General features: G+C 72.2%; 23 protein-coding genes. 15 read left to right on the plus strand and 8 right to left on the minus strand.

Going from position 1 to position 24,760, the window contains the following annotated elements; genetic code table 11:
- The first annotated feature begins 135 nt into the window (after positions 1-135).
- The 6 genes from scy to ACZ7GZ_RS24610 all read left to right on the plus strand — a co-directional run bounded on the left by scy (position 136) and on the right by ACZ7GZ_RS24610 (position 9,395).
- The gene (scy, locus tag ACZ7GZ_RS24585; protein WP_471027405.1) at positions 136-4,017 is read left to right on the plus strand and encodes a polarized growth protein Scy; all 3,882 of its coding nucleotides are present in this window, start codon (positions 136-138) and stop codon (positions 4,015-4,017) included.
- Between the two features lie 183 nt (positions 4,018-4,200).
- Positions 4,201-5,136 (plus strand): cellulose-binding protein, encoded by a 936-nt coding sequence (locus ACZ7GZ_RS24590; RefSeq protein WP_471027407.1) that lies wholly within the window; start codon positions 4,201-4,203, stop codon positions 5,134-5,136.
- A gap of 152 nt (positions 5,137-5,288) precedes the next feature.
- On the plus strand, positions 5,289-6,248 hold the full coding sequence (locus tag ACZ7GZ_RS24595; RefSeq protein ID WP_471027408.1) for an ABC transporter ATP-binding protein: 960 nt from the start codon (positions 5,289-5,291) through the stop codon (positions 6,246-6,248).
- Complete coding sequence (locus ACZ7GZ_RS24600) at positions 6,245-7,018, plus strand: ABC transporter permease (protein WP_471027409.1); 774 nt, start codon at positions 6,245-6,247, stop codon at positions 7,016-7,018. Before ACZ7GZ_RS24595 ends, ACZ7GZ_RS24600 begins: the two co-directional genes overlap by 4 nt.
- 131 nt (positions 7,019-7,149) lie before the next feature.
- Positions 7,150-8,517 carry an ABC transporter ATP-binding protein gene (locus ACZ7GZ_RS24605; RefSeq protein ID WP_471027410.1) on the plus strand — a complete coding sequence of 456 codons (1,368 nt, stop codon included), beginning with the start codon at positions 7,150-7,152 and terminating at the stop codon, positions 8,515-8,517.
- Entirely contained in the window at positions 8,514-9,395 is an 882-nt protein-coding gene (locus ACZ7GZ_RS24610; protein WP_471027412.1) for an ABC transporter permease, read from the plus strand. Before ACZ7GZ_RS24605 ends, ACZ7GZ_RS24610 begins: the two co-directional genes overlap by 4 nt.
- A gap of 70 nt (positions 9,396-9,465) precedes the next feature.
- Here the strand turns inward: ACZ7GZ_RS24610 and ACZ7GZ_RS24615 are convergent, their stop codons facing one another.
- Complete coding sequence (locus ACZ7GZ_RS24615; RefSeq protein ID WP_471027414.1) at positions 9,466-9,798, minus strand: ATP/GTP-binding protein; 333 nt, start codon at positions 9,796-9,798, stop codon at positions 9,466-9,468.
- A 222-nt stretch (positions 9,799-10,020) separates the two neighbouring features.
- Between ACZ7GZ_RS24615 and ACZ7GZ_RS24620 the strand changes: the two genes are divergently transcribed.
- Positions 10,021-11,049, plus strand: a complete 1,029-nt coding sequence (locus ACZ7GZ_RS24620; RefSeq protein ID WP_471027416.1) for an LLM class flavin-dependent oxidoreductase — start codon at positions 10,021-10,023, stop codon at positions 11,047-11,049.
- A gap of 116 nt (positions 11,050-11,165) precedes the next feature.
- Here ACZ7GZ_RS24620 and ACZ7GZ_RS24625 read toward each other — a convergent pair whose 3' ends face one another.
- Positions 11,166-11,558, minus strand: coding sequence for an SCO5389 family protein (locus ACZ7GZ_RS24625; RefSeq protein WP_014675028.1), 393 nt, complete (start codon positions 11,556-11,558; stop codon positions 11,166-11,168).
- A 276-nt stretch (positions 11,559-11,834) separates the two neighbouring features.
- On the opposite strand from ACZ7GZ_RS24625, the gene nucS reads away from it, so the two are divergent.
- Complete coding sequence (gene nucS, locus ACZ7GZ_RS24630; protein ID WP_471027418.1) at positions 11,835-12,506, plus strand: endonuclease NucS; 672 nt, start codon at positions 11,835-11,837, stop codon at positions 12,504-12,506.
- 37 nt (positions 12,507-12,543) lie between these two features.
- Here nucS and ACZ7GZ_RS24635 read toward each other — a convergent pair whose 3' ends face one another.
- The 3 genes from ACZ7GZ_RS24635 to ACZ7GZ_RS24645 form a co-directional block, all read right to left on the minus strand.
- Complete coding sequence (locus tag ACZ7GZ_RS24635) at positions 12,544-15,015, minus strand: ATP-binding protein (protein WP_471027522.1); 2,472 nt, start codon at positions 15,013-15,015, stop codon at positions 12,544-12,546.
- 296 nt (positions 15,016-15,311) lie between these two features.
- Complete coding sequence (locus tag ACZ7GZ_RS24640) at positions 15,312-15,635, minus strand: STAS domain-containing protein (protein ID WP_360096613.1); 324 nt, start codon at positions 15,633-15,635, stop codon at positions 15,312-15,314.
- A 191-nt stretch (positions 15,636-15,826) separates the two neighbouring features.
- Positions 15,827-16,675: a 3-hydroxyacyl-CoA dehydrogenase family protein gene (locus tag ACZ7GZ_RS24645; RefSeq protein WP_471027419.1), complete on the minus strand. Its 849-nt coding sequence runs from the start codon at positions 16,673-16,675 to the stop codon at positions 15,827-15,829.
- A gap of 396 nt (positions 16,676-17,071) precedes the next feature.
- Between ACZ7GZ_RS24645 and ACZ7GZ_RS24650 the strand changes: the two genes are divergently transcribed.
- From ACZ7GZ_RS24650 to ACZ7GZ_RS24670, 5 genes are read left to right on the plus strand one after another with little or no spacing between them, the layout of a single operon-like run.
- Complete coding sequence (locus tag ACZ7GZ_RS24650) at positions 17,072-17,251, plus strand: hypothetical protein (protein ID WP_351250135.1); 180 nt, start codon at positions 17,072-17,074, stop codon at positions 17,249-17,251.
- Positions 17,248-18,135, plus strand: a complete 888-nt coding sequence (locus ACZ7GZ_RS24655) for a SigE family RNA polymerase sigma factor (protein ID WP_471027421.1) — start codon at positions 17,248-17,250, stop codon at positions 18,133-18,135. The genes ACZ7GZ_RS24650 and ACZ7GZ_RS24655 overlap by 4 nt, the downstream gene beginning before the upstream one ends.
- Positions 18,136-18,146: 11 nt before the next feature.
- The gene (locus ACZ7GZ_RS24660; RefSeq protein WP_471027423.1) at positions 18,147-18,845 is read left to right on the plus strand and encodes a hypothetical protein; all 699 of its coding nucleotides are present in this window, start codon (positions 18,147-18,149) and stop codon (positions 18,843-18,845) included.
- A gap of 60 nt (positions 18,846-18,905) precedes the next feature.
- The gene (locus ACZ7GZ_RS24665) at positions 18,906-19,748 is read left to right on the plus strand and encodes a helix-turn-helix domain-containing protein (protein ID WP_471027424.1); all 843 of its coding nucleotides are present in this window, start codon (positions 18,906-18,908) and stop codon (positions 19,746-19,748) included.
- Complete coding sequence (locus ACZ7GZ_RS24670) at positions 19,730-19,939, plus strand: DUF397 domain-containing protein (protein WP_471027426.1); 210 nt, start codon at positions 19,730-19,732, stop codon at positions 19,937-19,939. Before ACZ7GZ_RS24665 ends, ACZ7GZ_RS24670 begins: the two co-directional genes overlap by 19 nt.
- On the opposite strand, the gene ACZ7GZ_RS24675 is transcribed toward ACZ7GZ_RS24670, so the two are convergent.
- The 3 genes from ACZ7GZ_RS24675 to ACZ7GZ_RS24685 all read right to left on the minus strand — a co-directional run bounded on the left by ACZ7GZ_RS24675 (position 19,892) and on the right by ACZ7GZ_RS24685 (position 23,126).
- Positions 19,892-21,463: an AMP-binding protein gene (locus tag ACZ7GZ_RS24675; RefSeq protein ID WP_471027427.1), complete on the minus strand. Its 1,572-nt coding sequence runs from the start codon at positions 21,461-21,463 to the stop codon at positions 19,892-19,894. The genes ACZ7GZ_RS24670 and ACZ7GZ_RS24675 overlap by 48 nt on opposite strands.
- An 84-nt stretch (positions 21,464-21,547) precedes the next feature.
- The gene (locus ACZ7GZ_RS24680; protein ID WP_471027429.1) at positions 21,548-22,435 is read right to left on the minus strand and encodes a LysR family transcriptional regulator; all 888 of its coding nucleotides are present in this window, start codon (positions 22,433-22,435) and stop codon (positions 21,548-21,550) included.
- Positions 22,436-22,481: 46 nt separating this feature from the next.
- Positions 22,482-23,126, minus strand: a complete 645-nt coding sequence (locus ACZ7GZ_RS24685) for a TetR/AcrR family transcriptional regulator (protein ID WP_471027430.1) — start codon at positions 23,124-23,126, stop codon at positions 22,482-22,484.
- Between the two features lie 79 nt (positions 23,127-23,205).
- Between ACZ7GZ_RS24685 and ACZ7GZ_RS24690 the strand changes: the two genes are divergently transcribed.
- Together ACZ7GZ_RS24690 and ACZ7GZ_RS24695 are read left to right on the plus strand one after the other, a co-directional pair.
- Positions 23,206-23,991 (plus strand): ABC transporter ATP-binding protein, encoded by a 786-nt coding sequence (locus ACZ7GZ_RS24690; protein ID WP_471027432.1) that lies wholly within the window; start codon positions 23,206-23,208, stop codon positions 23,989-23,991.
- A gap of 14 nt (positions 23,992-24,005) precedes the next feature.
- Positions 24,006-24,755, plus strand: coding sequence for an ABC transporter permease (locus tag ACZ7GZ_RS24695; RefSeq protein ID WP_471027433.1), 750 nt, complete (start codon positions 24,006-24,008; stop codon positions 24,753-24,755).
- Positions 24,756-24,760 lie beyond the last annotated feature (5 nt).

The following is a 24,760-nucleotide window of genomic DNA, read 5'->3' on the forward strand; positions in this document are numbered from 1 at the left end:
CCGGGTTTCGGGGGACGAGCGTCGGGGCAGCAGCCCGTGCTCCGCCGTTGATCTGACACCATTCCCCGGGGGCCCCGTTCGGCGGAGGACGAGGCTCGTTGGAGAAGCTGACCAGGGGACGGATGGGACCGCGCAGTGCGGGGCTACGAGAGCCAGGAGCGAGAGCCGGCGGCTGACGTCGACCACCTCTCTCGGTTCGAGGCCGAGATGAAGCGGCTGAGGACCGAGCGGGAGAAGGCGATCCAGCACGCCGAGGACCTCGGCTACCAGGTCGAGGTGCTGCGCGCCAAGCTGCACGAGGCGCGCCGCACTCTGATGACCCGGCCCGCCTTCGACGGCGGTGACATCGGCTATCAGGCCGAGCAGTTGCTCCGTAATGCCCAGATGCAGGCCGACCAGCTGCGTCAGGACGCCGAGCGGGAGCTGAGCCAGGCCCGCGCGCAGACCCAGCGCATCCTGCAGGAGCATGCCGAGCAGGCCGCCCGGCTCCAGGCGGAGCTGCACCAGGAGGCGGTGACCCGGCGCCAGCAGCTCGACCAGGAGCTGGCCGAGCGCCGCGCCACCGTCGAGTCGCACGTCAACGAGAACGTGGCCTGGGCGGAGCAGCTGCGCGCCCGCACGGAGCAGCAGGCCCGTCGGCTGCTGGACGAGTCCCGCGCCGAGGCCGAGCAGGCGATGGCCACCGCCCGCGCGGAGGCCGAGCGGCTGACCCGGGAGGCCCGGGAGCGGCTGCAGAGCGACGCCGAGGCGGCCCGCGCGGAGGCCGAGCAGCTCCTGCGCCGCGCCCGCACCGACGCCGAACGCCTGCTGAACGCCGCCTCCACACAGGCGCAGGAGGCCACCGAGCACGCCGAGCAGCTGCGCACCACCACCGCCACCGAGTCGGACGCCGCGCGCCGGCAGGCCGCCGAGCTGAGCCGGGCCGCCGAGGAGCGGATGACGGCGGCCGAGGAGGCGCTGCGCAAGGCGCAGGCCGAGGCCGAGAAGGTGCAGACGGAGGCGAAGGAAGCCGCCGCCAAGGCACTCGCGAGCGCCGAGGCCGCGGGCGAGGCCCGCACCCGCACCGCGAAGGAGCAGGTCGCCCGGCTGGTCGAGGAGGCCACCAAGGAGGCCGAGAACACCCGGTCCGAGGCCGAGCAGCTGGTCGCCGACGCCCGCGCCGAGGCCGAGAAGATCGTCGCCGAGGCCGCCGAGAAGGCCCGGACGGTCACCGCCGAGGAGAGCGCGACCCAGCTGTCCAAGGCCGCCAAGACCGCCGAGGACGTCCTCAACAAGGCGGCGGAGGAGGCCAGGAACACCACCAAGGCCGCCGCCGAGGAGGCCGAGCGGATCCGCACGGAGGCCGAGACCGAGGCGGACCGGCTGCGCGCCGAGGCGCACGACATCGCCGAGCAGCTCAAGGGCGCGGCGAAGGACGACACGAAGGAGTACCGCGCCAAGACGGTCGAGCTGCAGGAGGAGGCCCGCCGGCTGCGCGGCGAGGCCGAGCAGCTGCGCGCCGACGCGGTCGCCGAGGGCGAATCGATCCGCGCGGAGGCCCGCCGGGAGGCGGTCGCGCAGATCGAGGAGGCGGCCCGGTCCGCCGAGGAGCTGCTCGCCAAGGCCAAGGCGGACGCCGACGAGCTGCGGCAGACCGCGACCGGCGACAGCGAGAAGGTCCGCACCGAGGCCATCGAGCGGGCCACCGGCCTGCGCCGGCAGGCCGAGGAGACCCTGGACCGGGCCCGCAAGGAGGCCGACCGGCTGCGCGCCGAGGCCGACGAGCAGGTCGAGACGGTCCGGACGGACGCCGAGACCGCCGCGCGCGAGCTGCGCGAGGAGACCGAGCGGATCATCGAGGCCCGCCGCGCCGAGGCCGCCGAGGAGCTCACCCGCCTTCAGACGGAGGCGCAGGAGCGGCTCGCGTCCGCCGAGCAGGCGCTGACCGACGCCCGCGAGGAAGCCGTCCGGATCCGCCGCGAGGCCGCCGAGGAGGCCGAGCGGCTGCGCACGGAGTCGGCCGAACGGATCCGTACGCTCCAGCAGCAGGCCGAGGCCGAGGCCGAACGGCTGCGCACCGAGGCCGCGTCCGACGCGTCCGCCTCCCGCGCCGAGGGCGAGGCCGTCGCCGTACGGCTGCGTTCCGAGGCCGCCGCCGAGGCCGAGCGGCTCAAGGCGGAGGCCCAGGACACCGCGGACCGGGTGCGCGCGGAGGCACAGGCCGCCGCCGAGCGGCTCGGCACCGAGGCCTCCGAGACACTGGCCGCCGCGCAGGAGGAGGCCGCCCGGCGCCGCCGCGAGGCCGAGGAGACCCTCGGCGCGGCCCGCGAGGAGGCCGACGAGGAGCGCCGGCGCGCCCGTGAGCAGAGCGAGGAACTGCTGGCCTCCGCCCGCAGGCGGGTCGAGGAGGCGCAGACCGAGGCGATCCGGCTGGTGGACGAGGCGGACCGGCGCGCCACCGAGATGGTCTCCGCCGCCGAGCAGCACGCCCAGCAGGTACGGGACTCCGTCGCCGGGCTGCACGAGCAGGCGCAGGAGGAGATCACCGGGCTGCGCTCGGCCGCCGAGCACGCGGCGGACCGTACGAGGCGGGAGGCCGAGGAGGAGGCGGACCGGCTCCGCTCCGACGCCTACGCCGAGCGGGAGCGGGCCGGCGAGGACGCCAGTCGTGTCCGCCGCGAGGCGAACGAGGAGTCGGAGGCCGCTAAGGCGCTGGCCGAGCGTACGGTCGCGGAGGCGATGGCGGAGGCCGAGCGGCTGCGCTCGGACGCGTCCGACTACGCGCAGCGGGTGCGCACCGAGGCCTCGGACACGCTCGCCGAGGCGGACCAGGCGGCGGCGCGCACCCGCGCGGACGCCCGCGAGGACGCCAACCGGATCCGGTCGGACGCGGCGACGCAGGCGGACACCCTCATCACCGAGGCCCGCAACGAGGCCGAGCTGCTCCAGAACGAGACGGTCGCGGAGGCCGACCGGGTGCGCACCGAGGCCCTGGCCGAGGCGGACCGGGTGCGCGCGGAGGCGTTGGCGAAGGCCGAGCAGCTCGTCGGGGAGGCCACCGACGACGCCGAGCGGCTGCGCGCCGAGGCCGCCGAGACCGTCGGCTCCGCGCGGGCGCACGCCGAGCGGGTGCGGGCGGAGGCCGAACAGCTCAGGGCGGACGCGGAGGAGACGGCCGAGCGGCTCGTCAACTCCGCCCGTGAAGAGGCCCAGCGGACCCTGGACGAGGCCCGCAAGGACGCCAACAAGCGGCGCTCGGAGGCGGCCGAACAGGTCGACACGCTGATCACCGAGACCACGGCCGAGGCGGACAAGCTCCTCGCCGAGGCGCAGGCGCAGGCGCTGAAGACCACCGCGGACGCGGAGTCGCAGGCCGACACGATGGTCGGCGCGGCCCGCAGCGAGGCCGAGCGGATCGTCTCCGAGGCCACCGTCGAGGGCAACACCCGGGTGGAGAAGGCCCGCACGGACGCCGACGAGCTGCTGGTCGGTGCCCGCCGGGACGCCACCGCGATCCGGGAGCGCGCGGAGGAGCTGCGCGAGCGGATCACCACCGAGATCGAGGAGCTGCACGAGCGGGCCCGGCGCGAGGCCGCCGAGACGATGAAGTCCACCGGCGACCGCTGCGACGCGCTCATCCGGGCCGCCGAGGAGCAGCTGGCCAAGGCGGAGGCGAAGGCCAAGGAGCTGGTCTCGGACGCCGGCTCCGAGGCGGGCAAGGTGCGTATCGCCGCCGTCAAGAAGGCCGAGGGGCTGCTGAAGGAGGCCGAGCAGAAGAAGGCCAGCCTCATCAAGGAGGCCGAGGAGCTGAAGGCCGAGGCGATCCGCGAGGCGCGGCGCACGGTCGAGGAGGGCAAGCGCGAGCTGGAGATCCTGGTGCGCCGCCGCGAGGACATCAACGCCGAGATCTCCCGGGTGCAGGACGTCCTGGAGGCGCTCGAGTCCTTCGAGGCGCCGTCGCCCGGCAAGGAGGGCGGAGTCAAGGCCGGTGCGACGATCGGCGCCCCCCGATCGGGTGGCAAATCGTCAGACGGCTAGCGCGAGAGGTGGGATCCGGTGTCTTCTGGGGGCTTTGCCCGACTCATTGGCAAGCCCTCTGACAGTCAGCCACCCAAAAGAGGTGTCATTCTCCAGATCAAACACGTATCCGCTCGATGACACACCGCTTCGGCCCCTAGGATTCCCCCTATCACCTCACCGGTCTCATTGGACAGGAACCCCATGAGCGACACTTCCCCCTACGGCTTCGAGCTTGTGCGGCGTGGGTACGACCGCGCTCAGGTGGACGAACGTATCTCCAAGCTCGTCTCCGACCGTGACAGCGCTCTCTCCCGCATCACCGCCCTGGAGAAGCGCATCGAGGAGCTGCACCTCGAAACGCAGAACGCACAGGCACAGGTCACCGACGCCGAGCCGTCGTACGCGGGTCTCGGCGCGCGAGTCGAGAAGATCCTGCGACTGGCCGAGGAAGAGGCCAAGGAGTTGCGTGAGGAGGCCCGGCGGGCGGCCGAACAGCACCGCGACCTCGCCGAGTCGGCGGCCCAGCAGGTCCGCAACGACGCCGAGTCCTACGCCGCGGAGCGCAAGAACAAGGCCGAGGACGAGGGCGTCCGGATCGTCGAGAAGGCCAAGGCCGACGCCTCCCAGCTGCGCGCCGAGGCGCAGAAGGACGCGCAGTCCAAGCGCGAGGAGGCGGACGCCCTCTTCGAGGAGACCCGCGCCAAGGCCGCGCAGGCCGCCGCCGATTTCGAGACGAACCTCGCCAAGCGCCGCGAGCAGTCCGAGCGCGACCTGGCCTCGCGTCAGCAGAAGGCCGAGAAGCGGCTGGCGGAGATCGAGCACCGCGCCGAGCAGCTGCGCCTGGAGGCGGAGAAGCTGCGCACCGACGCCGAGCGCCGCGCCCGCCAGACGGTGGAGACGGCCCAGCGCCAGGCCGAGGACATCGTGGCCGACGCCAACGCCAAGGCGGACCGGATCCGTTCGGAATCCGAGCGGGAGCTCGCTGCGCTGACCAACCGCCGCGACTCGATCAACGCCCAGCTGACGAACGTGCGGGAGATGCTGGCGACGCTGACGGGTGCGGCGGTCGCTGCCGCGGGTACGACGGCCGACGACGAGCCCATCTCTCGCGGCGTGCCGGCGCAGCAGTCCCGGTAGGCGCGGGTCGCGGGGCATCCGCGGGTCCGTTGTGGGTGGTCGCGCCCACGCGGCGGAGCCGCATATCTCATCAGCCCCGCGCCCCTTCAGGGCGTCTTCGAAGCCCCCTGCTTCAAGTGGCAGGGGGCTTTGTCCCGTTTTAGCGTGGCCGCATGATCGAGCTGGCGGGACTGACCAAACGGTACGGCGAGAAGGTGGCGGTCGACGGGCTCACCTTCGCGGTCAGACCCGGCATGGTGACCGGTTTCCTCGGGCCCAACGGGGCCGGGAAGTCCACGACCATGCGGATGATCCTCGGACTCGATCACCCCACCGCCGGGGATGTCCGCATCGACGGCAGGCACTACCAGCAGCTGAAGGACCCGCTGACGTACATCGGCGCGCTGCTGGACGCCAAGGCCGTGCACGGCGGGCGCAGCGCCTACAACCATCTGCTCTGCCTCGCGCAGAGCAACGGGATCCCCGGGCGCCGGGTGGCCCAGGTGCTGGACACCGTGGGGCTCACCGCCGTGGCGCGGAAGAAGGCCAAGGGGTTCTCGCTGGGCATGGGCCAGCGGCTGGGGATCGCCGCGGCGCTGCTCGGGGATCCGCGCATTCTGATGTTCGACGAGCCGGTCAACGGGCTGGACCCGGAGGGCATCCACTGGATCCGGACCCTGATGAGATCGCTGGCCGCACAGGGCCGGACGGTGTTCGTGTCGAGCCATCTGATGAGCGAGATGGCGCTGACCGCCGACCACCTCGTGGTCATCGGGCAGGGACGGCTGCTCGCCGACACCTCCATGGCCGACTTCATCCGGCAGAACTCCAGGTCGTACGTGCGCATCCGCTCGCCGCAGCGCGAGCGGCTGCTCGATGTGCTGCACGGGGACGGGATCACCGTCGTGGAGGCGGGCACGGGCGCGCTCGAAGTGGAGGGCGACAAGGGCGAGCGGATCGGCGAGCTGGCGGCGCGGTACGGGATCGTGCTGCACGAGCTGAGCCCGCAGCAGGCCTCGCTGGAGGAGGCGTTCATGCAGCTGACGGCCGGGGCGGTGGAGTATCACGCGCACGCCGGCCCGGATCCCGCGCCGCGGGGCTGGGGCGCCGGCTGGAAAGGGGCTGAGGGATGACGGCCGTGCAGGTGATCCGCTCCGAGTGGACCAAGATCCGGTCGGTGGCGTCCACTGTGTGGACACTGTCGCTGGCCGTGGTCGTCACGATCGCCCTCGGCATGCTCATCTCCGGACTGACCCGGAGCCAGTTCGACTCGATGCCGGCACGGCAGCGCCTGTCGTTCGATCCGACCTTCGTGTCCTTCGCGGGCATGACCCTCGGCCAGCTCGCCCTGATCGTGTTCGGCGTGCTGGTCGTCTCAAACGAGTACAGCACCGGCATGATCCGGGCCTCACTGGCCGCCGTACCGCGGCGCGCCACCTTCCTGTTCAGCAAGATCGCGGTGGCCACCGCGCTCGCGCTGGCGGTCGGCATGGTCACGACCTTCGCCGCGTTCTTCCTCGGCCAGGCGATGCTCGGCTCCCACCGGGTGCGGCTCGGCGACCCGGGTGTGCTGCGCGCGGTGTTCGGCGGCGGGCTGTACATGGCGCTGATCGCGATGTTCTCCATGGGTGTCGCCGCGATGCTGCGCTCGCCCATGCTGTCGCTGGGGACCCTGATGCCGTTCTTCTTCCTGATCTCCAACATCCTCGGCAACGTGGACGCCACGAAGAAGATCGGCCAGTTCCTGCCCGACCAGGCGGGCAGCCGGATCATGCGGGTGGTGCCGAGGATCGGCGACGAGGCTCCGTACGGGCCCTGGGGCGGCCTCGGGATCATGGCGCTGTGGGTGATCGCCGCACTCGTGGGCGGATACGTCCTCCTCAGGCGCAGAGACGCCCAGTAGCCCGGCGATGTACGCAGCGTAGTGCTCTGGCTTTGCTTTCTTTTGGGCGGAACCGTCAGCCGCTCGATATCCTCCTAACCCTTACGGGGGCGTGTGCCCCGCTGTCCTGAACCTTTCGATGGGTGCGGAGCATGATCGAGGCTGTCGGCCTGACCAAGCGCTACGGCGACAAGACCGCCGTGTACAACCTTTCCTTCCAGGTGCGGCCGGGAGCCGTCACCGGCTTCCTCGGACCGAACGGCTCGGGCAAGTCCACGACGATGCGGATGATCCTCGGGCTGGACAACCCGACGTCCGGATCGGTGACGATCGGCGGCCACCCGTACCGCAAGCTGCCCAACGCCCCCCGCCAGGTCGGCGCGCTGCTCGACGCCAAGGCCGTGCACGGTGGCCGGTCCGCCCGCAACCACCTGCTGAGCCTCGCCCAGCTGTCCGGCATTCCGGCCCGGCGCGTGGACGAGGTGCTCGGCGTGGTCGGCCTGCAGGAGGTGGCGAGAAAGCGCTCCAAGGGCTTCTCGCTCGGCATGGGCCAGCGCCTCGGCATCGCCGCCGCGCTGCTCGGCGACCCGCAGGTGCTGCTGTTCGACGAGCCGGTCAACGGCCTCGACCCCGAGGGCATCCTCTGGGTCCGCAACCTGATGAAGGCCCTCGCCGCCGAGGGTCGTACGGTCTTCGTCTCCTCACACCTGATGAGCGAGATGGCGCTGACCGCCGACCACCTCATCGTCATCGGGCGCGGCCAGCTGCTCGCCGACATGAGCGTGAAGGACTTCATTTCGGCCAACTCCGCCGACTTCGCACGGGTGCGCACCCCCGACACCGAGCCTCAGCTGCGCGAGAAGCTCGGCACCGCGCTCGCCGAGGCCGGCGGCCATGTGCTGCCCGAGCAGGACGGCGCGCTGCGCGTGACCGGGCTGCCGCTGCCCCGGATCAGCGACCTCGCGCACGAGGCGGGCGTACGGCTGTGGGAGCTGTCGCCGCACCAGGCCTCGCTGGAGGAGGCGTACATGCGGATGACGCAGGGCGCCGTGGACTACCGCTCGACCATCGACCAGAAGGCGGGCCTGCAGCAGCAGCTGCCGCCCGGCGCCCAGCCGCCCATGCCGGTGCCCGGCCAGGGCCAGCCCGGCTGGTACGCCCCGCCGCCGCCCCAGCAGGGCGGGCAGCCATTCGCGATGCCGCAGGCCCCCGCGGGGCCGTACGGCGGCCCCCCGGCGGGCGCATACGGCGCCCAGGGTGTGCCCGGCGCCCCCGCGACCCCGGGTGCGCCCGCAGCTCCGGAGGCGGGCGCCCCCAACCCGTACGCCCAGCAGGCCCAGCCGGCCCCCGCTGCCCCGCAGGCGCAGCCGCCGGCCGCGGCGCCGGGTGGCCCGCAGGCCCCGGGCGCGCCGTCGGCCCCCGCCGCGCCGCAGCAGGCGCCCGCCGCCGCTCCCCCGGCCCCGGCTCCGGCCGCCGCCTCCGCCCCCGCCGACCTGACCAAGCCCGAGGACGCCCGATGAGCACCCACCAGCCCCCGATGCCGCAGGCCCCCGCCGCGCCCGACTGGCAGGCGGCGCCCGGCGGTTCGTACCCCGGTTACACCTCGCCGATCCCGGTCGTGCGCACCCACCTCGGGCACGCGCTGGCCTCGGAGTGGACGAAGATCAAGTCGGTGCGCTCGACGATGTGGACGCTCGGCGTGTTCGCGGTCCTGGTCGTCGGCATCGGCCTGCTGACCGGCGCGCTGGTCAAGGCCCACGCCGACACGACGAACATGGAGGGCACGAACCCGCTCTCCCTCGGGTTCTTCGGACTGCTCCTCGGCCTCATGTGCATCATCACGCTCGGCGTGCTGACCACGGCCTCGGAGTACGGCACCGGCATGGTCCGCACGACGATGACCGCATGCCCGAGCCGGGGCCGGGTGCTCGCCGCGAAGTCGATCGTGTTCTTCCTCGTCGCCTTCGTCGTCACGCTGGCCGCGTCCGCCTTCGTGGGCATGGTCCAGGCGTCCATGCTGAGCGGCACCAGCGCCGACACGCCCTCCGGCTCCGACTGGTTCAAGGACACCGTCGGCGTCAGCCTCTACGTCGCGCTGCTCGGGCTGCTCTCGCTGCTCATCGGCTCGATGGTCCGGCACTCCGCGGGCGGCATCACGATCATGATCGGCGCGGTGCTCGCGCCGCTGGTCATCGCGCTGTTCATGGCCACCTCCTCGCTGTCCGACGTACGGGAGTGGCTGTTCAAGTACTCCATCCCGAGCCAGCTGGGCGTCTTCTACGACAACACCCTGAGCGGTTCCGGCCCGACCGGCTGGGACCCGCTGTGGATCATGCTGGGCCTGACGGCCGCCGCGTACGCGGGCGCCTACGCGCTCCTGCAGAGCCGGGACGTGTGAGCCTGTCCGACCGACGAACGACCGACGAACGAGGACCTGCCGGGCGCTGCGGACCGACTGGCCGCCCCGGCTAGAACCTCGGCGCGTTACGGGACCGCTGCACCCGCGTGGTGCGGCGGTCCTTCGCGTTCCAGCAGGACTTGTGCCAGTGGCGGCGGTCGTCGACGCCCGAGTGCTCCGGCCAGGCCACCACGTGCGGGACGCCGGAGGCGATCACCTGGTCGCAGCCCGGGCAGCGGTAGGTCTTGCCCTCGGCGCTCGCCCCGGCGACATGACGCACGCTCCACTCCTCGCCCTGCCAGCTCTCCGTCGACTGCCAGCCGCCGTACCGGCCGGCGCGGTCGTCCTCGGCGCTCCGGTCCGATGATCCGGCTGCCTTCGGTCGGTTGCGACGCGGGGACACGGGACACCTCTCGGGGCTATACAGGAAACAGGGGCTGCTTCCAGCCTACGCGCCGTCACGATGGGTACGCGTACGGAACCAAACCGTACAAGTCCCGCTCCCCGGCGACCCATTCAGCAGACAATCCGCAAATCTCTCCGCCAGGCCGTGTCCTGGGCACGTGTCAGGCGGTTATGCCGGGCGGGGGAGCTCCGAGCCGGAGCCAAGGAAGCAGGAAACGCGATGTACGTAGGAAGTTTTGTACTGGGCGCCCAGTTCCCGGGCCAGGGCCCCGGGGAGGCCCTGCACCGGGCCGTCCGCTCGGCGGAGGTCAGCGAGGAGGCCGGGCTGGACGCCGTGTGGCTGGCCGAGCACCACTTCGTGCCGTACGGCACATGTCCGTCCGCCGTCACCCTGGCCGCCCTGCTGCTCGGCCGCACCCGCCGCATCCGCGTCGGCACGGCGGTCAGTGTGCTGCCCACGGCCCACCCGGTCGCCCTCGGCGAGCAGGCCGCGCTGCTGCACCTGACGAGCGGCGGCCGGTTCAGCCTGGGCGTCGGGCGCGGCGGGCCCTGGGTGGATCTGGAGGTGTTCGGCGCGGGCCTTGAGGCGTACGAACGCGGGTTCCCCGAGTCACTCGATCTGCTGCTGCGCTGGCTGCGCGAGCCGCGCGTGGCGGCCTCCGGCGAGCGGTTCCGCTTCCGCGAGGTGCCCGTGGTACCGCGCCCGTCGGAGGCGCTGACGGAGACCTCGGGACCGGAGGTCGTCGTCGCCTGCACCTCCCCGGCGAGCGTACGGCTGGCCGCCGAGCGCGGGCTGCCGATGCTTCTCGGCATGCACGTCGGGGACGAGGAGAAGGCCGAGATGGTCGCCCAGTGGCGGCGCTGCGCCCGGGCGGCGGGCCGGCCGGAGGAGGAGATCGCGGGCGCCGCGCACGTCTCGGCCGGGGTGTGCCAGCTCGCCGACCGACGCACGGACGCGGCCGAGACCCTGCTGAAGGCGATGCCGGGCTGGCTGAAGCAGGGCCTGGAGGCGCATGTGACGGTCGACGGCCGGGAGCGGGCGATGCGCGACCCGTACGCCTACACCGAGCTGCTCTGCGGCCTGCACCCCGTCGGCACCCCGCGGCTCGCCGCCGACCGGCTCGCGGCCACCTCGGAGCGCACCGGCATCTCCCGTTTCGCCCTCCTCACGGAGGGCTCGGGCGACCTCGCCGCGACCGAGGAGAACCTGCGGCGGCTGGGCGCCGAGGTACTGCCCCAGCTGCGCTGAGCCGCCCCCACCCCACCGGCCGCCCCGGGGGCTTGCCGCCCCAGGACTGAAGGCACGTCCCGCGCATGGAGCGGCAAGCGAGCGGCTGACTGGCTCTGCCGTGGCGGGCCTGCGCGTCAGCAGTCCCGGAGCTCCGGCGACTGGTTCAGCAACTGGTTGCGCACCGAGGTGAAGCGGGCCAGCGTCTCGTCCACCGAGGCGTCCAGCGGGAACACCGCCACCCGGTGGCAGTTCTGGAAGGCCAGCCGCACACCGAAGTGCCGCTGCAGGGCGCCGCGTATGGCGTCACTCGCGAGCGCGCGCAGCAGCTGACCGCGTGCCTGCTCGTCCGGCGGGGGCGTCTGGTTGTCGGCGAACGGGCCGCCGTCGACCTTCAGCTGGGCCACCAGGGAGCTGATCATCTCCCATGCGTAGGGCAGGGAGGTCCGGACGCAGTCGACGAATGCTGCTTCGTCGACCTCGCCTCGCTCGGCCTGTTCGAGTAGGGCCGGTGAGACGTCGAGCGACATGGGTACTCCTCTCGCACCCCCGCGGAGCAGGGGTTGCCGGACAGGTACGGGAGTTCGCTATTTCGAACACGCTCAGTACACACACCGCGACCTCCCGTTCTCTACGTTAGGCAACGGTCGGTGACCACACCAGCAGATTGGGTATATGGAACGGTCCCGTTACGGGCACAATCGGCCAGGGATGAACAAGAGTTTCCAGGGACAATTGGGGCGATCCACAGGCAGCGTGACGGGCGAATCGCGTGCACCGGCGCGCGTCGAGTAGCGTTGCCGACCATGCGTCTCGTCATTGCCCGGTGCTCGGTCGACTACGCCGGCCGGCTCACCGCCCATCTGCCCTCGGCGCCCCGCCTGATCCTGGTCAAGGCGGATGGCAGCGTCTCCATCCACGCCGACGACCGGGCCTACAAGCCCCTCAACTGGATGTCGCCGCCCTGCACGCTGAAGGAGGGCGCGGGTGAGGACGAGGGCGTGTGGACCGTCGTCAACAAAGCGGGCGAGAAACTGATCATCACGATGGAGGAGATCCTCCACGATTCCTCGCACGAACTCGGTGTGGATCCGGGTCTGATCAAGGACGGCGTGGAAGCGCACCTCCAGGAACTGCTGGCCGACCGCATCGAGACGCTCGGCGAGGGATACACGCTCATCCGCCGCGAGTACATGACGGCCATCGGCCCGGTGGACATCCTGTGCCGGGACGCGGACGGCGGGACGGTCGCGGTGGAGATCAAGCGGCGGGGCGAGATCGACGGCGTGGAGCAACTCACGCGCTACCTGGAGCTGTTGAACCGCGACCCCCACCTGGCCCCGGTCCGCGGTGTCTTCGCCGCCCAGGAGATCAAACCCCAGGCCCGCGTCCTCGCCACCGACCGCGGCATCAACTGCCAGGTCCTCGACTACGACGCCCTGCGGGGCATCGAGGACGACAAGCTCCGCTTGTTCTGAGCCCGGCCCCCGGGCCGGCGGCCGGCCGGCGGGAGGGCTAGATCACCTCGCCCGGCGACTCCGACGCACTCCCCGGGCTCGAGGCGCTCTGCGAACTCGCCGAACTCCGCGGTGCCGTCGGACCGCTTGCCGTGTCCGTCGTGGACGGGGTCGTACCGCCCGTCTGGGTCGGCGTGGGGGTCGGTGTCGGCGTCGGTGTCGGTGTGCTGGAGGCCGGCGGGGTCGACGGGCTGCCCGAGGGGGTCGACTTCGTCGGTGTAGGAGTAGCCGGCTTGGTCGGCTTCGACTTGGACGGGGTCGGGGACGTGCCGCCGCTGCCGCTGCCGCTGCCGCGAGTGTGGCCCGGGCCGGCCGAGGGGGACGTGGCCGGCCGGGACCCGGTCGGGCCGCCGACCGGGCCGCCGGGGCCCGGGTCCGTCGGGCGGGCGGCGGTCGGACCCGAGCCGGTGCGCGCCGCCGGGTCCTTCTTCGGGTCCGCGCCGAGGCTGCCGTCGTCCAGACCCGGGCTCGCCGACGGGTTGACGTCGACCTTCCCGGCCGGGTTCCTGCCGGCGTTGTCGTCGGAGGTCATGCCGAGCGTGACGACCGTGCCGAGCACGGCGGCGAGCAGCGCCCCCGAGCCGACCGCCACGAGGTTGCGGCGGGCCAGCCGCACGAGGCCCCTGCCCCGCGCGGTGGCGGCTGCCGGGAGCCGGTGGGTGACCAGGGGGTCGCCGAGGGGCACGTACGGTGGCGGCGCCGACTCCTCGTGCCGTACCTCCGGCAGCTCCTCCCCCGCCGCCACGAGCCCCGCCGCCACGAGTCCGGGCACCTCGCCGGAGCGGTCGGCGACCAGCGCGAGGGCCCGGCGGCCGGCGACGGTGCCCCGCTTGTCGGCGAGCGCCCCGCGCAGCCCGATGGACGCCTCCAGCTCGGCGCGGGCCCGGTCGAGCTGTCCGCCGCACAGCGCCAGGACACCCAACTCATGGTGGAAATAGGCCTGTTCACGCACCTCACCGGCCAGCCGGGAGGCCTCCGCGCCGGAGCGCAGGGCCCGTCCCCAGGCGCCCCAGTGCAGCCCGGCGGCGAAGGCGGGCGCGGCCGTGCGGGCGAGCCGTACCGCGCAGCTCTCCTGCCCTTCGGCGGACGGAGCCGTCTGCGGGACGACCGCGGCGAGCGCGGCCAGGACCGCGTCGGCCTCCGCGCACACCCGCTGGGCGGTGACCGACGGATGACCGGCCCACCAGGTGTAGTGCTCGGCGGCGGCCAGGGCCTGGGCGTCGGTGTCGTCGGCGTATCCGGCGGCCTCCAGCTGGGTCTGCACGCCGGCCGCGAGGCGGTAGCGGGCGCCGACCGGGGAGACCAGGCCGCACTCCGCGAGTTCACCGAGGGCGGCGTCGGCGTGGGTGTCGCCGATCAGTGCCGGCAGGTGCGCCTGGTGCGGCACCTCGCCGCCGAGGGCGACGGCGAAGCGCAGGGTGGCGCGGGCGGAGGCGCTGAGCCGGGAGGCGAGCAGCGGGGCGGGCGCGGCGGCCTCACCGAGCGAGGGCAGGGGGACCTCGTCCGCCGGCTCCAGGGGCGGTTCGACCGGCTCGCGCACGTCCTCGAAGACGCCGTACTCGTCCACCGCCTCGGCGCCGGCCCGCAGCTCGTCCCGCTGCCGGAGCAGGGCGCCGGCCTGGACGAACCTCAGCGGCAGCCCCTCGGACTCGAACCACAGGTCGCCCGCCCAGTTGGCCTCCTCCTCGGTGAGGACCCGGCCGACGGTCCGCTCCAGGATCTCCACGCCGCCGGCCCGGTCGAGGCCGCCGAGGAAGACCTCCTCGACCGCGGACCCGTCGGAGGGCGCCGGTACGTCGGGGGTGGCGCCGATCAGGAACGCGCACTCGGGGGTGGCGTCGAGCAGTTCGTCGAGGGCGGTGCCGCCGAACTCGATGTCGTCCAGGACGACGACGGCACCGATCTCGCCGACGAGCGCGCGCAGTTCGTCCGGTTCCGGGCGGTGCCGCGGGGCGTCGTAGACGGCGTGGAAGAGGTCGTGGAGGAGGTCGGTGGTGGTGCGGTGGAAGCCGGTGAGCCGGACCACGCCGTCGGGCGCGAGGTCCAGGCAGTCCTCGGCGACGAGGTCGAGCAGTGCGGTGCGGCCCGAGCCGCCGGGACCGGTGAGCCGGACCGAGCGGCCACGGGCCAGCAGCCGGACCAGGCGCTCGCGTTCGTCCTGCCGTTCCAGCAGGGAGAGCGCCGGCTGGGCGGGACCGGGCGGTACGGGCGGCCGGGCGGCACGCTCGGCCTCGGCGCGCTCGTCGGCGGTGCGCTTGCGGGGCGTGGCCGGCCGCCGGACCGGCGGGCAGGGCTCGATCTCGCTGCCGTCGACGGGGTTGACGGTCAGCAGCAGGTCGCCGGAGTTGAGCTGCGCCGTACGGGCGAGCGCGGGCGTGCTCTGGCCGAAGTCGGAGGTGAGGGATTCCCGGGGCGGGCGGCGGCTCGCCGCCTGACCGTGCTCCTCGGGTCCCCGGTTGATCGGGTCCATGGGTTCCATGCGTTCCATGGGTTCAGCCCCCCAAAAGCGTTGTGTGCCCGTGATTCCGGCCCCTCCCGGCCTTGTCGCACACCGCGCTGTCGCTTCTGGTCCGGGCCCGCTCGGTCGAGGGTTGCGAGGCGGCGGGCGACCGAACCCTAAACCTTCGCTCAGTATCTCCGACAGGGCGGGGTGCCGGGTGGTCCGAGACGTCACAGTCCGGTGAGGATTGCCCCCGACGTGCGCTTCGCTGCCCGGGCCCGGGCCTGCCGGGCTCCCTGGTCGCCCGGTTCACACCCGTACCGGCCTCACACCCGGGGCAGCGACTCGACGCCGATGCCGCCCTCGATGGCGAGGATGCGGTGCAGCCGGGTGGCCACCAGCAGGCGCTGCATCTGCGGCGGGACACCGCGCAGCACCAGACGGCGACCGCAGCGGCCGGCCCGCCGATGGGCACCCATGATCACCCCGAGCCCGGTGGCGTCCCAGGAGTCCAGTTCGGACAGGTCGAGCACCAGGTCGCCGACTCCGTCGTCGACGGCTGAGTGCAGGGCCGTACGGGCGTCCGCCGCGCTGCGGACGTCGAGGCGGCCCCCGACGACCAGCTCGGCATGGTCGCCCCTGATGTGCATAAGCGCTCCCCGTTGAGTGCGGTTGGCGTACTCGGTGACGGTGCCTGCACCGTCTGACTGCATGAGTGGTGGTGCGGTTGCTGGTTGTAAGCGAACCGATACCGAATTCACCCCCGGGAGTGATGTTCCCGGGGTGAATGTCCGGCGTTGTATGGGTACGGGCGGGTCTCAGTACGGGTAACGGGCGGATCTCAGTACGTGTAGAAGCCCTGCCCGCTCTTGCGGCCGATGTCACCGGCATCCACCATCCGGCGCATCAGCTCCGGCGGGGCGAACTTCTCGTCCTGGGACTCGGTGTAGATGTTGCTGGTGGCGTGCAGCAGGATGTCCACGCCGGTGAGGTCGGCGGTGGCGAGCGGCCCCATGGCGTGGCCGAAGCCCAGCTTGCAGGCGAGGTCGATGTCCTCGGCGGTGGCGACGCCGGACTCGTAGAGCTTGGTCGCCTCGACGACGAGGGCGGAGATGAGCCGGGTCGTCACGAACCCGGCGACGTCCCGGTTGACGACGATGCAGGTCTTGCCGACGGACTCGGCGAACTCCCGCGCGGCGGCGAGGGCTTCGTCACTGGTCTTGTAGCCCCGGACCAGCTCGACGAGCTGCATCATCGGCACCGGCGAGAAGAAGTGGACGCCGACGACCCGCTCGGGGCGCTCGGTGACCGCCGCGATCTTGGTGATCGGGATCGCGGAGGTGTTGGAGGCGAGCACGGCGTCATCGCGCACGAGCTTGTCGAGCGCGCGGAAGATCTCGTGCTTGACCTCCAGCTTCTCGAAGACGGCCTCGACCACGACGTCCGCGTCGGCGACGGCGTCCAGGTCGGTGGTCGCGGTGATGCGGGCCAGGGAGGCGTCGGCGTCCTGCGCCTGCATCTTCCCCTTGCTCACGAACTTGTCGTACGACGCCTTGATGCCGTCGGTGCCACGCCTGAGCGCCTCGTCGGTGACGTCACGCAGGACGACGTCCCAGCCCGCCTGCGCGGCGACCTGAGCGATACCGGACCCCATCAGCCCGGCCCCGATGACGGCAAGCTTCCGTGCCACTCCGACTCCCCTTTGAACGCACTCCAAGTCTGCTTCTCCGGCGGACCATAGCGCTCCGGAGCGGCTGTGTGAGCGGTAAGTAACGCGCGTCACGTCTCACTTGACGGACATCACACCGGCAGCGGTACGCGCCGCCCGGCCGGACCGCATCCGCGGTACTGCGCACCCGGAAGTGGCTTTTCACCCCAATGGGTTGAATAGTCGTCGTTCGCCCCGCCGCTCCGGGGGCGGCGCCGGGTGGCACGGCCCGGCCCTCGGGTTCATTGTTCCGTAACTCCATGATCACGTGGCGTGGCGGACGGCGGCCGGGTCATGCTGACTCCCCCTCCGGTTCTCCAACACCGTGCCGAGGGGGGGTAGTTGGAGTGAGTCCTGCTCACAGAAACGAAGTGCGTGATGTCGAGTAAGAAGGTGATGACCGTCGCGGTCCTGGTGACGGTCCTCACGTGGAGCACGGTGATGACCGTGCTGGGACAGGTCGCCGCCGTGGCCACCCTGCTCCCGTCCCTGGGCCTGCTGGTGCAGCAGATCGTCCAGGCCCTGACCGGGCCCGAGAGGGAGGAGCCGCCCCGATGACCTCGCCCCACGGCGCCGACCGGCCGGCTCCCGCGGAGGCCGGCGGCAGGCGCGGCCGGAAACCGGCCCCCATCTCCGCGACCGCGGGCCTTTCCCACCGCGCCTGGCTGGAGCCGGTGCGCAACCGCGTCCGCTCCAGCGGCCTGACCCTGGACGACCTCGTCCACCGCTCCGGCTACTCCAAGACCCGTATCAGCGAACTCCTGCGCGGCAACGGCTACTACCCCGCGTGGGAGATCACGTTCAGCGTGATCCGCGCACTCGGTCTGCCCGTCCAGCCGATGCGCCGCCTGTGGACCGCCGCGGCCCGCGAAGCCCACAAGGAACAGGGGTGGATCGACCACTGCATCGAGCAGGTGGCGTGCGCCCCCGAACCCCCGCCCCTGGCCCACCAGGCCTTCACCGAGACGATGCGTGCGCCCTACACCGCCTACGCCCGCGCCTTCCTGCTGGCCGAGGACCGCGTCCGCTGGGCGGTGGGCGAGACCTTCGACCTGCTGTGGCTGTCCTGGAGTACGGCCGCGAGCAGCGAGAACCTCCGGCGCAACGCCTGGCGCCTGCTGCGGTCCCGGGTGCTCGCCCGGGCCGCCCACCGCGACGGCCGCCCCGACCTGCGCGCCGCCGTCTTCTCCACCGAGGAGGTCAGCGAGAGCGTGCCGGGCCGTCTCGTCGTCATGACCGACCTGGTGGACCTCTTCGACGCCATCGCCCGCCTTCCCCAGGACCAGATGGACGTGGTCGTGCTGGGGCACCTGTGCGGCCTGGACCTGGAGGAAACGATCCCCTACGTCACCGGTCTGAGCCCGGCCATCACCCACGCCGTCGACCACCACGCCCGCGCGGCCCTCGAGGACCTGCTGCGCCGCACGGGCTCCCGGGAGTGACCCCCGCCGCCATGCCTGACATAGACGCCCTTCTCGCCCGCGCCCGACTGCACCACCGCCCCGACGTCCCCGCCGACACCGTCCCCTACGAGGACAGCGCGTACCCGGGATACGGGCAGGGCGTCGTCGCCACCGCCGACACCCGCCCCGCCGACCCCGCCGCCATCCGCGACCTGCGCACCCTGTGCGACTCCCTCCTCGGCGCGCTCGCCCCCGGCACACTCCGCTTCCTGACCGACCAACTCCCCGAGCCGGAGGGGGCGTGGCTGCTCGGCTGCGCCCTGAACATCGCCGGGATCGACGAAGGGGCCCGTTTCTGGTGGCAGTACGCGGCCGGTGCCGGACACACGCCGTCCGCCTACTGCCTCTCCCTGCACCACCGCGCGCGCGGCGAGGCCCACGCGGCCGCCTTCTGGTACGGCCAGACCGGCCTGGACGCCACGACCGACCACGACACCATCCCCGTGACCGGCACCTGTCCGCCGGTGAGCTGCACCTTCGACGCGTCCCTCCCCACGGTGCTGCGGGTCCTCAGCGGCCTGACCGACCCGGGCCCGCACCGACGGACCCGTCGCGCCGACGTCGTCACGTCGTACGTCGCCCACGCCGTCCGGCGTGGCTACGCCCGGCACCCCGGCGTCGAGATACCGGTACCGGGCCCGCGCTTCGCGGACAGAGTCAGCTCGCTTCTGACGGAAGCGGCGCGGTGAGCGGTGACCCGTCGATACGCTACGTGGTCGGACGGCTACGGAGTCGGGGAGGGGTGTGCCATGCCGGCGCGGAAGGTGATCACTGGACGCAGTCAGGAACCCCGGAAGCGCTATGCGGAGGAACTCCGGCGCCTGCGCACCGCCCGGGGCTTAAGCCTGCGCGCACTGGCCGACGCGGTCGGCTGGGATCCGTCGCTCTTCATGAAGCTGGAGAGCGGGAAGACGCTGGGCGGTCCGGAGGTCGCCGAGGCGCTGGACGAGTTCTACGGCACGCCTGGGCTGCTGTTGGCGATGTGGGAGATGGCGGTGGGGGACCTGACGCCGTTCAAGGAGCAGTACCGGCGGTACATGATTCTGGAAGGGGAGGCGGTGAGTCTGTGGCACTTCGGGGTGAGCATCCTGCCCGGCCTGCTCCAGACGGACGCCTACGCGCGTGAGGTGCTCGCACTCGGCGGCTACAAGGGCAAGGAACTGGACCAGCAGGTCGCTGCGCGAACCGGGCGGCGGATGCTCCTGAAGGGCCAGGACGCCCCGCCGTTTCGCGCCCTCATCGCCGAGACGGTGCTGCGCACGCCGCTGCGTGACGCGGGGGCGTGGCGGGAACAGTTGGACTACCTGCTAGAGGCATCGGAGCGCCCGGACATCATCCTCCAAGTGCTACCGGACAGTTCCGGTCTGCACGGCTTGGTGGGCACTGCCGTCATGTTCCTGCGGCTGACGGACGGTACTACGGTGGCGTACACGGAGAACGCATACCGTGGCGAACTGATCGAAGAAAACGCTGCAGTTGAGCGACTGCAACGTGCGTACGATGCGATGCGCGACCAGGCGCTGAACCCGGCCGAGTCGCGGAAGTTCATCCTGCGGATGTTGGAGGAAGTACCGTGCGAGCCATCGACCTGAGCGGCGTGACGTGGCGCAAGAGCAGCTACAGCAACCCGGACGGCGGCGAGTGCCTCGAAGTCTCCGACGATCTCCTGCACGCCGCCGTCCCCGTCCGTGACAGCAAGACCCCCGACGGCCCGGTCCTCCTCTTCACCACCGGCTCATGGTCGCCGTTCGTCGGAGCCCTCAAGGGTGGCGTGTTCCAGTAGGCGCCGCTTGTCCGGCTTGCCCGCCGCCGTGAGCGGGATGTCCGGCACCAGGTGCAGGGTGTCGGGGGCGTAGACGCGGCCCTTGCGGGCGGTGACGAAGTCGCGGATCTCCTCCAGTGAGGGCCGCTGTCCGGCAACCGGCACCACGGCGGCGTGGACATGCTCCGCCAAGTCCTCGTCCCGGCTGCCGAAGACCGCGCACCGGGCGACGGCGGGGTGGCTCAGCAGCAGCTCCTCCAGTTCGGCCGGATAGACGTGGCCGCCGACGACCACGATCATCTCCTTGATCCGGTCCACGATGTAGAGACGGCCGTCCTCGTCGAGGTAGCCGACGTCACCGGTGCGCACCCAGCCGTCGCGCAGCACCTCGGCGGTCAGCTCGGGCTGCTTCCAGTAGCCGCGCATCACATAGGGCGAGCGGACCTGCACTTCGCCCGGCTCACCCGGCGGCAGGGTGGTGCCGTCGGCGTCCCGGACGGCGATCTCCACGTCGGGCAGGGCCCGGCCGACCGTCAGTTGCCCGCCGCGGCCGGTCAGCTCCAGCTCCGCAGGGCCCGCTTCGGCGATGAGCTGGGCCTCGGCCTGCCCGTACAGGCCGTAGAGCACGGGGCCCAGCGCCTTGGCCGCCTCCCGCAGCCTGGCCGGTGAGGCGGCGGTGCCGCCATAGCTGATCCGGGAGAGGCTGGACAGATCGGTGCCGGGCAGGTCGGGATGGTCCAGGAGCTGGTAGAGGAGCGGCGGCAGCAGCCAGGTGTGGGTGATGCGCTCGCGCTCGATCGTGGCCAGTACGTCCCCGGGATCGAAACCGTGCCGCAGGACCACCGAGCCGCCCCGGAGCAGTGCCATGTCGGCGAAGATTCCGGCGAGGTGGGCGAGCGAGGTGCAGGCCAGATGGCGGGGCGGATCGCCGGCACCGGTGAGAGGACGGTCCAGGCTGCGCCGGTAGGAGCCATGGGTCATGGTGATGCCCTTGGGGATGCCGGTGGTTCCGCCGGTGTGCCGGATACACCAGTCGTCGTCCGGGCCCACCAGACCGCGCATCGGCTGCGCAGGGCGTCGCGCGGCCGTGGCCGGCACGTCCTCGGCGAAGCCGCTCGGCCCGAGGGAGAGCACCGGGGGTACGCCGGGAAGCGTGGACAACTCCCCTGCGCAGGCGTCCTGTTGCTGGTCCACCAGCAGCAGGGAGCAGTCCACGCTCGCCATCACACGGGCCATGACCGGCGGACTCATGCCCTCGTAGAGAGCGACGACCCGGGCGCCGGCCAGGTTGGCGGCATAGCGGGCGACCAGGGCCTCGGCGGTGTTGCCGGTGAGGAGGGTGACCGTGGTGCCGAGGGCCACCCCGCGCTGGGCCAGCTCACCGGCGAGCCGGTGGACCTGGTCCCGGAACTCGGCCGCGCTGATCACCAGCCCTTCGGCGGTGGTGACGGCCGGCCGGGACGGCTCGGCGGACAGGACGTCGAGTACGGCCTCCACGTAGCAGCTGAAGACAGGTTCCGCGGTGGCTCGTTGCCGGCTCGTCACGGTTCTCCTTCTGTCGGATCCAGTGGACGCCCTCGACGCTAGTGCCCGCCCCTCATGCCTTCCACGACCGCTTTGGCCATGTACTCATGACACGTCGGTCATGAAGGACTCCACGGCCACGCGGCGGAAGTCCAGGGCGGCCGGGGAGAGATGGGCATGGTCACGCCACACCAGCGTCAGGGTCCGGTGGCAGTCCTCGGCGTCCAGCCGCAGCAGGGCCACCCTGCCGTGCTCGCCGAGGGCCCGGCGGGCGATGGCCGGCATCAGACCGACGCCCAGCCCGGCACCGATCAGCTCAGGCGTGGCGGCGGCCTCGTCCCCCTCGCAGACCACCCGGGGCGTCAGTCCCTCACGGGCGAAGAGCCGGTCCAGCAAGGCGCGTTGCCAGTGGCCGGTGCGCGTGGTGACGAAGTCCTCGTCGGCCAGCTCGGCCACCGCGACCCGTTCGCGACCGGAGAGCGCATGCCCCAGCGGCACGGCCAGCAGCACCTCTTCCCGGACCAGCTCGACCGAGCACAGCCCGGGCCCGGTGAGCGGCTGGGAGGCGAGCGCGAAATCCACGTCGCCGGAGCGCAGATGCCGTCGCATCGAGCCCACCGGGGCCTGGAACAGGCGCACGCTCACCCCGGGACGCAGCGCACGGAAGGCGGAGAGCACCCCGGCGAGCTGAAACAGGGTCTCCGCGGCGACGGCGACACGGCCCGGCCCGGCGCAGGAGGCGTCGGTCATCTCCCGCCGGGCGTCGTCGAGCTCGGTCAGAGCCCGCTCGACCCGGTGCAGGAAGGCGGCGCCGTGCTCATTGAGCCGTATCCGGCGCCCCTGGCGGTCGAACAGCTGGAGGCCGAGTTCCGATTCGAGCCGGATGATGGTCCGGCTCACCGACGGCTGGGCCACCCGGAGTTCCTCGGCGGCCCGGCTGATGTGCTGGTGACGGGCCACGGCCTGGAAGTATCGCAGCGACAGCAGGTCCATGACGGTAGTTTCGCCCTCGCCGGGCCGGCCGGCGGTGACGGGGAGTTCAGCCGAGACCTCCCCGTACCGCATAGCCGAGGACCCGCTCGCTCAGCAGGTCCTCGATGTCGTCCAGCAGCACCAACACCTCCCGGGACACCTCGCGCGGGCCGCGCCCCTTGACCATCTCGCGGCCGATGACCGCGACGACCGTGCTGTGGATCCAGCCGATCTGCCCGGCCATCAGATGGGGCAGCTCGTCGTCGGCTGACGCGCCGGTGTCCTCGCGGAGCACCTGTTCCAGGTTGGCCTGGACCTCCTGGGCGAGGGCCCACAGGCGGGAGCGCAGGGCGGGGGCCTCTTCGATGACCTTCATGAAGGCGGCGTAGCCGGGGAGCAGGCCGACCCGGGGGGACACCGCCTCGACCTCCTCGCGCAGTTCGCGGAGGACCGCCGCGGCGGCCGACTCGCCTTCCGGCCTGCCCCGGACCCAGCGGGCGAGGCGGTCGACCATGCCCGCCGAGCGGTCGAAGAAGAGGTCCTCCTTGGCCGGGAAGTAGTTGTAGACGGTGTTGACGGAGACGTTCGCCGCCGCGGCGATCTCCGCGACCGTCACCGCGTCGAAGCCCCGCTCGACGAACAGCCCCGTGGCGACATCCGAGATGTACTGCCGGGTCTGCCGCTTCTTCCGCTCCCTGAGTCCCTCTGCCATCCCCGCATCCTAACTTCGCTGGGGCCGATGAAAACTTGGGGTCATTGCAAATTTTCAGAGACTCTGTTTTTCTGGGGGCATGGCAGCAGTCATCAGTGCGGCGGGTCTCGCCCGCACCTTCCAGACCAAGGCCGGGCCGGTTCAGGCCGTGCGCGGTATCGACCTCGCCGTCCGGGAAGGCGAGATCCTCGGCTTCCTCGGACCCAACGGCGCCGGCAAGACGACCACCCTGCGGATGCTCACGACCCTGCTGAAGCCGACCGGCGGCGCGGCCACCGTCGCCGGGCACGACCTCGCGACGGATCCGGCCGGGGTGCGCGCGGCGAGCGGGTACGTCGCCCAGTCCGGCGGGGTCGATCCGCAGATCACCGTGCGGGAGGAGCTGGTCACCCAGGCGCGGATGTACCGGCTGTCCAGGGCCGGGGCGAGCGCCCGGGCCGAGGAACTCGCCCGCGACCTGGACCTCACCGGGTTCCTGGACCGCAAGGCCGGCGCCCTCTCCGGTGGTCAGCGGCGGCGGCTGGACATCGCGATGGCGCTCACCCACCGGCCCCGGGTGCTGTTCCTGGACGAGCCGACCACCGGCCTGGACCCGGGCAGCCGCGCCGACCTGTGGGACCTGGTCCGGCGGCTGCGCGACGACCACGGCACGACCGTCTTCCTGACCACGCACTACCTGGACGAGGCCGACGCCCTCGCCGACCGTCTGGTGATCGTCGACCAGGGCACGGTCGCCGCCGAGGGCACGCCGAGCGCACTGAAGCTCCGGTACGGCGGCTCGGTCGACGCCTCGCTCCAGGACACCTTCCTCGCCGTCACCGGCCGCGGGCCCGCCCCGGCCGACGCCGCCCCCGTCGCCGTATAAGGATCCGCAAGAAGATGCTCCTTCACGACACGGCCCTCATCTACGGCCGTTACCTCCGCCAGTCCCTGCGCTCCCGCTTCGCCCTGCTCTTCGGGGTGCTCACCCCCCTGCTCTATCTGCTCTTCTTCGGGCCGCTGCTCACCGGTCTGCCGCTGGGTGGCACGGGCAGCTCCTGGCAGGTGCTGGTCCCCGGGCTGCTGCTCCAACTCGGCCTGTTCGGCGCCCTGTTCGCCGGGTTCACGGTCATCGTCGAGAAGGGGCAGGGGGTGGTGGAGCGGATGCGGGTGACCCCGGTCAGCCGGCTCGCCCTGCTGCTCGGCCGGGTGCTGCGCGACGCCACGGTCTTCGTCTTCCAGGCGGTGCTGCTGGTGCTGGCCGCGCTCGTCATGGGCCTGCGCGCGCCGGTCGCGGGCATCCTGATCGGCTTCGGGTTCGTCGCGCTGCTCACGCTGTCGCTGGCCTCGCTGTCGTACGCGCTCGGGATGAAGGCGCGCACCCCGCAGGAGTTCGGTCCGCTGATCAACATGGTGTCGATGCCGTCGATGCTGCTGTCCGGCCTGATGCTCCCGATGACCCTGGCACCGGCCTGGCTGAACGTGCTGTCGCACTTCGTCCCGTTCCGCTATCTGGTGGACGCGGTGCGCGACGCGTACGTCGGCCACTATGCGACCGCGCACATGCTCTACGGCGTCCTCGTCGCCGTCGGCTTCGCGGCGCTGACCGTGACGGTGGGCACACGGGTGTTCCGGACGACGGGGGCGTAACTACG

The organism is Streptomyces sp. NPDC037288 (assembly GCF_055603265.1).